This window comes from Actinomadura sp. KC216 (assembly GCF_004348535.1).
In the GTDB taxonomy this organism is placed as follows: Bacteria; Actinomycetota; Actinomycetes; order Streptosporangiales; family Streptosporangiaceae; genus Spirillospora.
Genome location: NZ_SMJX01000034.1, coordinates 33,614 through 43,172, shown reverse-complemented (window position 1 = coordinate 43,172; position 9,559 = coordinate 33,614). Strand labels below are relative to the sequence as shown.

5 protein-coding genes are annotated in these 9,559 nt (G+C 72.7%); 1 reads left to right on the top strand and 4 read right to left on the bottom strand.

Annotation, left to right across the window (positions count from 1 at the left end):
• Positions 1 to 80 precede the first annotated feature (80 nt).
• Positions 81 to 2,918 (bottom strand): excinuclease ABC subunit UvrA, encoded by a 2,838-nt coding sequence (uvrA, locus tag E1264_RS08755; protein WP_132171447.1) that lies wholly within the window; start codon positions 2,916 to 2,918, stop codon positions 81 to 83.
• A gap of 220 nt (positions 2,919 to 3,138) precedes the next feature.
• Positions 3,139 to 3,930 (bottom strand): MBL fold metallo-hydrolase, encoded by a 792-nt coding sequence (locus E1264_RS08750; RefSeq protein ID WP_243710827.1) that lies wholly within the window; start codon positions 3,928 to 3,930, stop codon positions 3,139 to 3,141.
• 73 nt (positions 3,931 to 4,003) lie between these two features.
• On the opposite strand from E1264_RS08750, the gene E1264_RS08745 reads away from it, so the two are divergent.
• A complete protein-coding gene (locus E1264_RS08745) occupies positions 4,004 to 4,759 on the top strand; it encodes a maleylpyruvate isomerase family mycothiol-dependent enzyme (protein WP_132171443.1) in 756 nt (251 codons plus the stop codon).
• Between the two features lie 57 nt (positions 4,760 to 4,816).
• Here E1264_RS08745 and E1264_RS08740 read toward each other — a convergent pair whose 3' ends face one another.
• Together E1264_RS08740 and E1264_RS08735 are read right to left on the bottom strand one after the other, a co-directional pair.
• Positions 4,817 to 5,557, bottom strand: coding sequence for a Crp/Fnr family transcriptional regulator (locus tag E1264_RS08740; RefSeq protein ID WP_132171441.1), 741 nt, complete (start codon positions 5,555 to 5,557; stop codon positions 4,817 to 4,819).
• 139 nt (positions 5,558 to 5,696) lie between these two features.
• On the bottom strand, positions 5,697 to 9,557 hold the full coding sequence (locus E1264_RS08735; RefSeq protein ID WP_132171438.1) for a tetratricopeptide repeat protein: 3,861 nt from the start codon (positions 9,555 to 9,557) through the stop codon (positions 5,697 to 5,699).
• Positions 9,558 to 9,559: the final 2 nt, after the last annotated feature.

Genomic DNA, 9,559 nt, shown 5'->3' with positions numbered 1-9,559 from the left:
CCCCACAACACGGCCCCGCCCACCCGGACGGTTCAGCCGTTCCGGATGATTTTTAAGCCGTGTCCCGAACCGGCCGCCGGTCAGGAGAGGAGCTTGGCGAGGAACTGGCCGGTGTGGCTCGCCTCGACCGCCGCGACGTCCTCGGGGGTGCCGGTGGCGACGACGGTGCCACCGCGGGAGCCGCCCTCGGGGCCCATGTCGATGATCCAGTCGGCGGTCTTGATGACGTCCAGGTTGTGCTCGATGACGATCACCGTGTTGCCCTTGTCGACCAGGCCGTTCAGGACGCCGAGGAGCCGGCGGATGTCCTCGAAGTGCAGGCCGGTGGTCGGCTCGTCCAGCACGTAGATCGTCCGGCCGGTGGAGCGCTTCTGCAGCTCCGACGCCAGCTTGACGCGCTGCGCCTCGCCGCCCGACAGGGTCGGCGCGGGCTGGCCGAGCCGGACGTACCCGAGCCCGACGTCGTTCAGCGTCTTCAGATGCCGGTGGATCGCCGTGACGGGCTCGAAGAACTGCGCGGCCTGCTCGATCGGCATGTCGAGCACCTCGGAGATCGTCTTGCCCTTGTAGTGGACCTCCAGGGTCTCCCGGTTGTAGCGGGCGCCGTGGCAGACCTCGCAGGGGACGTAGACGTCCGGCAGGAAGTTCATCTCGATCTTGATGGTGCCGTCGCCGGAGCAGTTCTCGCAGCGCCCGCCCTTGACGTTGAAGGAGAACCGGCCCGGCTGGTAGCCGCGCACCTTCGCCTCGGTGGTCTGCGCGAACAGCTTGCGGATGTGGTCGAACACGCCGGTGTAGGTCGCCGGGTTGGAGCGCGGGGTGCGCCCGATCGGCGACTGGTCGACGTGGACGACCTTGTCGAGCTGGTCGACGCCGTTGACGCGCTTGTGCTTGCCGGGGACGGTCTTCGCACCGTTCAGCTTCTTGGCGAGCGCGTTGTAGAGGATGTCGTTGACCAGCGTCGACTTGCCGGAGCCCGACACGCCGGTCACGGCGGTGAGGACGCCGAGCGGGAACGACACGTCGACGTCGCGGAGGTTGTTCTGCTGGGCGCCCTTGACGGTGACCTCGCGGCCCCGGGTCCGCGGGCGGCGGATCTCCGGGACGGCGATCTCGCGGCGCCCGTCCAGGTACGCGCCGGTCAGCGAGCGCTCGGACTTCTTCAGCTCGTCCAGCGTGCCGGACACGACGATCTCGCCGCCGTGCTCGCCGGCGCGCGGGCCGATGTCGACGATCCAGTCGGCGGCGGCGATGGTGTCCTCGTCGTGCTCGACCACGATCAGCGTGTTGCCCATGTCGCGGAGCCGGATCAGCGTCTCCAGCAGCCGGTGGTTGTCGCGCTGGTGCAGGCCGATGGACGGCTCGTCGAGCACGTACAGGACGCCGACCAGCCCGGAGCCGATCTGCGTCGCCAGCCGGATGCGCTGCGCCTCGCCGCCCGCGAGCGTCGCGGACGCACGGTCGAGGGTGAGGTAGTCGAGGCCGACGTCGAGCAGGAACCCCAGCCGCGCGTTGATCTCCTTGAGGACGCGTTCGGCGATGTGCGTCTCGCGCTCGTTCAGCTCCAGCGCGAGGAGGAACTTCGCGGCCTCGCCGATCGGCATCGCGGCGACCTCGGCGATCGACATCCCGCCCATGGTGACGGCGAGCACGACCGGCTTGAGCCTGGCGCCCTCGCACGTCGGGCACGGGATCTCGCGCATGTAGCCCTCGAGCTTCTCCCGGCTGGAGTCGCTCTCGGACTCGGCGTGGCGCCGGTGGATGTACGGGATCACGCCCTCGTAGGAGGTGTAGTAGGACCTCGTCCGGCCGTAGCGGTTCTTGTAGCGGACGTGGACCTGCGTCTCGTGCCCGTCCAGGATCGCCTTGCGCGCCTTGGCGGGCAGCCGGTCCCACGGCGTGTTGAGGTCGAAGCCCATGGCGTCGCCGAGCGCGGACAGCAGCCGCAGGAAGTAGTCGCTGACGTGCCCGTTCGACCACGGCTGGATGGCGCCCTCGCCGAGGGTGAGCTCCTCGTCCGGGACGACGAGCTCGGGGTCGACCTCCATGCGGGTGCCGAGCCCGGTGCAGTCGGGGCAGGCGCCGTAGGGCGAGTTGAACGAGAACGACCGCGGCTCCAGCTCCTCGAACGACAGGTCGTCGTAGGGGCAGTAGAGGTGCTCGGAGTACATGCGGGTGCGGTGCTCGTCGCCTTCGGGCAGGTCGACGAAGTCGAGGACGATCGTGCCGCCCGCGAGGCCCAGCGCGGTCTCCACCGAGTCGGCGAGCCGCTGCCGGGCGGAGTCCTTCACGGAGAGCCGGTCGACGACGATGGAGATGTCGTGCTTCTCCTGCTTCTTCAGCTTGGGCGGCTCGTCCAGGCGGATCATCTCGCCGTCGACCAGGGCGCGCGAGTAGCCCTTGGACTGCAGCTCGCGGAACAGCTCCAGGTATTCGCCCTTGCGCCCGCGGATCACGGGCGCGAGCACCTGGAAGCGGGTGCCGGGCTCCAGCTCCAGCACCCGGTCGACGATCTGCTGCGGCGCCTGCCGGCTGATCGGGCGGCCGCACTCGGGGCAGTGCGGGTGGCCGATCCGCGCGTAGAGCAGCCGCAGGTAGTCGTACACCTCGGTGATCGTGCCGACCGTGGACCGGGGGTTCTTGCTGGTCGACTTCTGGTCGATCGACACCGCCGGGGACAGGCCCTCGATGAAGTCGACGTCGGGCTTGTCCATCTGCCCGAGGAACTGGCGGGCGTAGGCCGACAGCGACTCCACGTACCGGCGCTGGCCCTCCGCGAAGATCGTGTCGAACGCCAGGCTCGACTTCCCGGAACCCGACAGACCGGTGAACACGATCAGGGAGTCCCGCGGGAGGTCGAGCGAGACGTCCTTCAGGTTGTGCTCGCGTGCTCCACGCACGATGAGTCGGTCATGCACGGCGTTCTTCCGGTTCCTCTTCTGGGCGCGGCGATGGGGAGAGACACGTCGGTCTCAAGGCTAGCCAGGGGGTGCGACAGAATCCCCCGAGGCCATAACAGCGGCGGTCGCCGCCGCATTTCACGATGCTCCCCGCCCGTCCGGGCGGCACTCTCGCACCGTACACGTGTTCGAACACCACCCGCCACCGGAACGCCCCCGCGTGCCCTGCCGGTGTGAGCTACTCGTCGTCGAGGGCGTAGGCGAGGTAGCGGTCGGCGGAGCGCCGGACGGCCTGCTTGCCGTCCGTGTAGACGATCTTCCTCCACCAGGCGCCGTAGACGCGGTCGAAGTCGTAGGGCTCCAGCAGGCGCAGGGCGCGGCGGACGGTCCGGGGACGCTCCGGGATGAGGTTCGGGTAGCTGTACATGAAGCTGACCCAGTCGCGGTCGTTGACGACCTGGAGGATGTCGCCGGAGAACACCGCGCGGGCGTCGCGCCAGTGCAGGACCTGGCCGCCGTCGAAGTGGACGCCCGCGTTGACGAGGGTAAGGCCGTCGGCCAGTTCGTGGGTGTCGCCCGTCCAGTACACGACGGCGTCGTCGGGGCGCGCCACCCAGCGGCGGTCGGCCTCGTGGATGTAGACGGGCGCGTCGAACGCGTGCGCCCACTCGATCATGCTGCCGTAGAAGTGCGGATGGCTGATCGCGATGGCGGAGACGCCGCCCAGCTCCTCGACCTGGCGCACCAGGTCGTCGTCGATATAGGTGATCATGTCCCAGAGGACGTTCCCGGACGGCGCGCGCACCAGCAGGGCCCGCTGGCCGATGGCGGTGGGCGGCTCGCAGCCGATCCCGACGACGCCCGGCCCCTCCTCGGCGACCTCGCCGCGGTGGTCGGCGCGCAGCTCGTCCAGGGTCGTCCAGCGCTGGCCGTCCCAGCCGACGTACTGGCGCTCGTCCTCGCAGATCGGGCAGTCGGGGCGGGGCCCGGCGTACTGGACACCGCAGGTCAGGCAGATCGGATGCTCCATGATCGCCATTGTGTGACACGGCGCGGACGCGTGCGACAGGATGGAGGCTCTTTTCCGGGCGAGGGAGGGTCTCATGGCTTGGCCGGCATGGCGCGAGGTCATCGACGAGCTGGGTCCGGGCGTGGAGCGGATCGTCGGGACGCTGTCGAAACTCGGCGACCGGGATCTGCGCGCCCCGTCCGCGCTGCCGGGGTGGAGCCGCGGCCATGTGGCGACCCATATCGCCCGCAACGCCGATTCGCTGTGGAACCTCCTCGAATGGGCGCGGACGGGCGTGGAGATCCCGCAGTACCCGAGCCTGGACGCCCGCAACGCCGACCTGGAGGCGGGCGCGGGACGCGGGCGCGACGAGCTGATCGAGGACGTCCGCGCGACGCAGGCCCGGTTCACCGAGCAGGCCAGGGCGATGCCCGAGGACGCGTGGAACGTGCCGGTGAAGGCGATGCAGGGCTGGCCGCATCCCGCCTGGTACGTGCTGTATCGGCGCTGGCACGAGGTGGAGGCGCACCACGTCGACCTCGCCGCCGGGTACGGGCCCGCCGACTGGCCCGAGCCCTACGTCCGGTGGGCGCTCGGCAGGACGCTCACGGACATGACCGCGCTCTCCGAGAAGCTCCGCGGGGAGCTCGCCGGGCTCCGGATCACCGCGACCGACTCCGGCGAGTCCGCCGACCTGGGCTGGGCGCCCGGCGGGCCGGAGGCGTCCGGGTCGGGGCGGGCGCTGCTCGGCTGGCTGAGCGGCCGCTCCGACGGCGCCGGGGTGAGCCTCCGCCCGGACGGGCCGCTGCCGGTCCCGCCCCCGTGGCCACACGAGACCACGGGCTTCTAGAGGTCGGTCGAGCGGAGCTCGTCCATTGAATGGCGGTGGGCGGGGGCTGGCGGACGGTTAGTCGGTGTCGTGGCCCGCGAGGCGGTGCAGCGCGTCGACGGAGCGGACGACGATCGAGTTGCGGGCCACGGTCAGCCCGCCGCGGACGGGTTCGGCGGCGAGGATCTGCGCGACCTTCCGGCGGCCCATGCCGGCCCAGCGGCCGAGGTCCTGCTGGGAGACGGGCACCCTGACCTGGACGCCGCCCTCGTCCAGCACGGCGTCCTGCTCCAGGGGAACGCCGTCGGGGACGGCCGCGCCGTCCGGGCGGTCCTCCTTGACCGGGGAGCCGAAGCGCGACACCAGGCGCAGCAGCCGGGTCGCGAGGCGCCGCTCGGGGTCGTCGGGGAAGTGCGCGACGCGCATGTCGTTGGAGTCGCGCAGCCGCTCGGACAGGACGGCGGCGACCGCCCACACCGAGCCGGGATGCGCGTCCAGGACGGCCCGGAACCGCGCGGCGGGCAGCACGAGCGCCTCCACGCGGGTCACCGCCTCGACGTTGGCGTGCCGGACGCCGCCGTCCACGGCCTCCATCTCCCCGACCAGGTCGCCGGGGCCGAGGACGTCCAGGATGGCCATGTCTCCGTCGCGGTCCACCCACACCTTCACGGCGCCGGCGCGCAGCACGAAGACCTGGGACGCGCGGGTGTGCTCGCGCATGAGGAACGCGCCCGGCCTGATCACCACCGGGGCACCGGCCCGCAGCAGCGCCTCCCGGGCGCGCGCGGGCAGCACGTCCCAGAACCGGGTGGTCTCCATCTCGCCTCCTCCGCCGAACCCGGGCCGGGACAGGCCCCCAGCGGTCCGTCACGGTCCAGTGAACGCGGCGCTGCGCCGATGGACTAGGTCTTATGTCACATGTCGTAGGGCTTATGTCACACGTCTTGGCGTGCTGGTGTCACACATCGAGCGACCGGTCCGATTCGAGCCAGCTGTCGAGGGCGCGGACGCGGCGGACGCAGTCGTCGGCCGCGGCCCGGTCGCCGAGCGCGAGATGGGAGTCGCGCAGCAGTTCCAGCGCGCGGCGCAGGCCCCGCTGGTCGTCCATGTCGCGGCGGATGACGATCTCGGCGTTGACGTGCTCGACGGCGCGGGCGTGCTTGCCGAGCAGCTGCGACGCGCGCGCCATGGTGTGCAGCGCGTACGCCTGCTCGCGGGTGTCGCCCAGCTCGGTCGCCAGGTCCAGGGCGAGCCGTCCGGTCTCCAGGGCCTCGTCGGCGTGGCCGAGGTCGAGGTGGATCACCGCGAGGTGGACGAGTGCGGTGCCCTCGGAGTGCCGGTCGCCGACCTCGCGCAGGTAGCGCAGTGCCTCCAGTTCCCGCTCCAGGGCCTCTTCGGGGCGTCCGGCGCGGCGGAGCACGGCGGCGAGGGTGTCCTTGCCGACGCCGAGGCCGTACCAGTCGCCGCCGTCCTCGCGGATCTTCAGCGCCTGCCGTGCGGCGCGCTCGGCGTCCTCGGGCAGGCCGAGGTGGGAGTAGGTGCGGGCCAGGCTGCCGAGCGTCCCGGCGAGCCCGCCCTGCGCGCCGAGCTGGTGCCACAGGTCCAGGGCCTCCAGCCCCAGCACGAACGCTTCTTGGTGGCGGCTGAGGCGCCGCATGACGACCGACAGGTGCTCCAGGTCGTGGGCCTCGCCGTGCTGGTCGCCGATCTCGCGGCGGATCTCCACGGCGCGCAGCAGGTGCTCGCGCGCCTCCCGGTACCGGCCGAGCCGCCAGTGGACGATCCCGATCTGCGCCAGCGCCTCCGCCTCGCCGTGCCGGTCGCTGGTGTCGCGGTGCAGGCGCAGCGCCTGCCCGCAGTAGGTGAACGCCTCGGCGAACCTGGTGGCGTCGCACATGAGCATGCCGAGCGTGGTCAGCGTGCGGGCCTCGCCGTGGCGTGCGCCCAAGGCGCGGTAGGTGCGCAGGGCCTGCTCGGCGTCCTGCTGGGCCATGTCGCGCAGGCCGAGCGCGGCGTTCATGCGCGCCAGTTCCGTGAGCGCCTGCGCGGCGCCGTGCATGTCGGCGAGTTCCTGCCGGATGTAGAGGGCCTCCAGCGCGTGCGACACCGCCTCGTGGACGTTCCCCTGCCGCCGGTGGACCTGCGCGACGGTGAGGAGCGTCTCCGCCACACCGGGCTGGTCGTCGACACGGCGCCGCACGCTCAGCGCCTTGGCGGCGTGGTAGAGAGCCTTCTCGTAGTCACCGAGGCCCAGGTAGGCGCGGGCGAGCGTGTCGTGGGCCTTGGCGACTCCCCTGTCCCCCTGGTCCCCTCCCTCGTCGCGCAGTTGCTCGTGGATGCTCAGGGACCGTTGCGCGTGGTCGATCGCCGTGAGGTAGCGGCCCAGCGCCACGTGCACGTCGGCGAGGGTCGCGAAGGTGACCGCCTCCCCGTACCGGTCGGGCGGGTCGACGGCCCGGAACCCGCGCCGCGCGTCCTCCCCGTACCCGATGGCCTGGACGGACCCGCCCAGCTCGAAATGCGCCATCGCCAGGTTGTGCAGCATGACGGCCGCCGCCGCCCAGTCCTCCTCGGTGCGGGCCGCGTGCAGGCCCGCCTGGTGGACGGCGATGTTGTCCTCGCTGTAGCGCCGGAACTCCTGGAAGTCGAACAGGGCGTCGGCCAGCTCCCAGCACGTGCGGTGCAGGCCGAGCCGCGCGGCCTGGTGCACGGCGGCGACGAGGTTGCGCCGCTCGGACTCGAACCAGGCGAGCCCGGCCACGCGCTCGGCGGGCGTGGACGGGCGGCTGCGCGCCTCCCTCCGGTGCACCGCCGGGCGGGGCCGCGTCGCCAGCGCCGCCCCCGCCCCGCGCGCCTCGGCGAGGTATCCGGCCAGCAGCCGCCGCTGCGCCGCCATCAGCTCCCCGTCGGAGTCCTCCCGCAGGCCGCGCTCGCGGGCGAACTCGCGCAGCAGGTCGTGCATCCGGTACCGGCCCGGCCGCACGTCCTGGACGAGATACGCCTGCCGCAGCCCCTCCAGGCATTCACGGGCCTCGTCCACCGTCCGGTCCTGCAAGGCGGCGAGCGCGGCGGGGGTGAAGTCGGGGCCGGTGATCAAGCCGATCCTGCGGAACGCCTCCCGCTGGTCACCGCGCAGGCTCCGGTAGGCGACGTCGAACGTCGGGCTCAGCACGGCCTGCAACCCGGGCCCGGACGCGCCGTGCGAGGCGCCCTCGCTCAGCCCGGCGGCGGTCAGGCCGGGCGCGTCCTGCACGTCCCGCTCGGCCAGCTGCCGGACGGTCGCCGCGATGGACTCGCCGGGGTTCTCGGCCAGCCGCCCCGCCATGACGCCGAGCGCGAGCGGCAGGTGGCCGCATTCTCGGGCGAGGCGCACGACGGCCTTGTGCTCGTCCCGGACGCGGGCGTCCCCCGGCCCGAGCACGTTGGAGATCAGGTCGACGGCCTCCTGCGTCGCCATCTCCCCCAGCTCCAGCGTCCGGATGTCGGCGCCTTCGAGCAGGTCGGGCAGCCGCCGCCGGCTCGTCACGACGACCAGCCCGGACGTCGCCGCGGCCAGCAGCGGCCGGATCTGCTCGGGCCGGGACGCGTTGTCGAGGATCAGCAGCATCCGCCGGTCGGCCAGCAGCGAGCGGCACTGCGCCGCGAGCTCGGCCTCCGTCCGCGGAAGCTGGTCGCCGGGCACGCCCGCCGCGCGCAGTACCTGCCCCATCGCCTCGGCGGGGGTGACGGGGCTGCGCCGCGTACCGCGCAGGTCGGCGAACAGGACGCCGTCGGGGAACCGGTCGACGACCCGGTGCGCCCAGTGCAGCGCCAGCGTCGTCTTGCCGACCCCCGCCATCCCCTGCACGATCACGGCGCGCGGCCACTCGGACTGGCCCACCAGCAGGTCCAGCTTCCCGAGGCTGATCGCGCGGCCCGCGAAGTAAGGGTTGTCGGGGGGCAGCAGGACCTCCGGCGTCCCGCCGCCCGCCAGGCGCACCGGCTCGCGCGCCGCGATCCCGGCGGTGGCCCCGGGCTCCTCCGGCTCCTCGGGCTCGCGCGCGGGCTCGTGCTCGGCGGCGGGCCACTCGTCCCCCCAGGGGCTCGCGGCACGGCGCAGCCGCTCGGTGTCGAGGACGGTCAGCGGCCGCGGCCTGCGGTCGAGGATGCCCCTGGAGCGCCACAGCCGGAACCATCGCACCAGCGTCTCGCGCGAGATCCCCGCCCAGTTCGCCAGCTCCGCCTGGCTGAGCTTCAGCGGGATCCGGGTGCCCTGCCCGGAGGTGGGCTCGCCGAACCGGTGCGCCAGCTCCAGCAGGTGGTAGGCGAGCCGCTGCGGATGGTCGGCGGCCCGGACCGCGTGCCGCCGCCCGCCGAAGGTGACGCTCTCGGAGATCGCGTGCATCATCGCCTCGGCGACCTGCGGGCTCGCGGCCAGCAGGCTGCGGAACTTGCGGCGGTCGACGCGCAGCGCCGCGACGTGGTCGAGCGCGGCGACCGTGCCGCGCTGCGGGTGCCCCCACGGGCCGAGAACGCCGACCAGATCCCCGGCCCCGAACAGGTCGATGATCGACTCGTCGCCGTCGCTGGAGTCGACGAACTCCTTGGCGACGGCGTTGCTGGCGGCGCGCGGCGACGCCTTGAACACCACGTACACGGCGGGCGCGACCGAGCCCTGGTGGCACAGCATGCCGCCGGGCGGGATGTCGGTGCGGCGGCCCATGGCGCGCAGGGCCTGCCGGTCGGTCGGGGCCAGCCGCTCCCAGAAGCTGCCCGGCCGGACGTCCAGGCTGAACCGCGGAGCGGGGGGCATCCCCTCGGCGGGAACGTCGTCGGTCACCC